Annotated in this window: 1 protein-coding gene; it reads right to left on the bottom strand. The window is 69.5% G+C overall.

The features are described from left to right. Positions 1 to 47 precede the first annotated feature (47 nt). Entirely contained in the window at positions 48 to 1,295 is a 1,248-nt protein-coding gene (locus tag K3M35_RS25710; protein WP_106386906.1) for an IS256 family transposase, read from the bottom strand. Positions 1,296 to 1,412 lie beyond the last annotated feature (117 nt).

Raw genomic sequence — 1,412 nt, 5'->3', positions numbered from 1 at the left:
GGTCAAGTCCCAGGTAGTGGTGTATCGCCTGTGATCCTTCGTAGGGGTTAGGCGCTGAGTTCGAGGACGGGGTCGGTGCTCACCTCCGTCGTCGTGTCGGTCACTGGAGCGAGTCGGCAGCGGGCGAGGACTTCGAGGCCGAGGTAGCGGCGGCCTTCGGCCCATTCGTCGGTCTGTTCGGCCAGCACGGCCCCGACGAGGCGAACGATGGCCTGCCGGTTGGGGAAGATGCCCACGGCGTCGGTGCGGCGCCGGATCTCCTTGTTCAGCCGCTCGGAGGGGTTGTTGGACCAGATCTGGGTCCAGACGTCCTTGGGGAAGGCGGTGAAGGCCAGGATGTCGGCGCGGGCGGCGTCGAGGTGCTCGGCCACCGCCGGCAGCTTGGCGGCCACGTAGTCCAGCAGCCGGTCGAACTGGGCGTGCACCGCGGCGGCGTCGGGCTGGTCGTAGACCGAGTGCAGCATCGCCTTGACCGCCGGCCACATCGACTTCGGGGTCACGCTCATGAGGTTGGCGGCGTAGTGGGTGCGGCAGCGCTGCCAGGTGGCGCCGGGAAGGTTGGCCGCGATGGCCTCGACGAGGCCGGCGTGCGCGTCTGAGGTCACGAGCCGGACCCCAGCCAGGCCGCGGGCCACGAGGTCGGCGAAGAACTCGTTCCACGCCGCCCCGGTCTCGGCCGTGGCCACCCGCATGCCCAGGACCTCGCGGTGCCCGTCACCGTTGACACCGGTCGCGATCAGGACCACGGCGTTGATGACCCGCCCGCCCTCGCGCACCTTCATGGTCAGGGCGTCGGCGGCGACGAACGTGAAGGGTCCGGCCTCGTCGAGGGGCCGGTGGCGGAAGGCCTCGACCTGGGCGTCGAGGTCGGCGGCCATCCGGGACACCTGCGACTTCGACAGGCTGTTGATGCCCAGCTGCTTGACGAGCTTGTCCATCCGGCGGGTGCTCACCCCGGCCAGATAACAGTCCGCCACCACCGTGATCAGCGCCGACTCGGCCCGCTTGCGCCGCTCGAGCAGCCACTCGGGGAAGTACGTCCCGGTGCGCAGCTTGGGGATCGCGACGTCGATCGTGCCGACCCGGGTGTCCAGGTCGCGGTGCCGGTAGCCGTTGCGCTGCGCGGTCCGGTCCGGGCTGCGTTGGCCCCACTCGGCACCGACCACCGCGTCGGCGTCGGCGGACAGCAGCGCGTTGATCACCGTCTGCAGCAGGTTGCGCATGAGGTCCGGGGAGGCTTCCGCCAGGGCCTCGCCAAGCAGGCCGGCAGGGTCGACAATGTGAGGTGCGGTCACCGTGATGCTCCGTTCGAGAGTGCTGTGAAGGGTTCACTCGAAGATCACGCGGTGGCCGCTCCACGTCTACTACGACGAGGCCGGCAACCGCGTTACACCATCATCGGGGACTCAACT

Source organism: Rhodococcus sp. DMU2021, assembly GCF_019641445.1.
In the GTDB taxonomy this organism is placed as follows: Bacteria; Actinomycetota; Actinomycetes; order Mycobacteriales; family Mycobacteriaceae; genus Rhodococcus; species Rhodococcus pyridinivorans.
The sequence above is the reverse complement of the archived record's forward strand: the minus strand, read 5'-3'. Positions and strand labels throughout refer to the sequence as shown.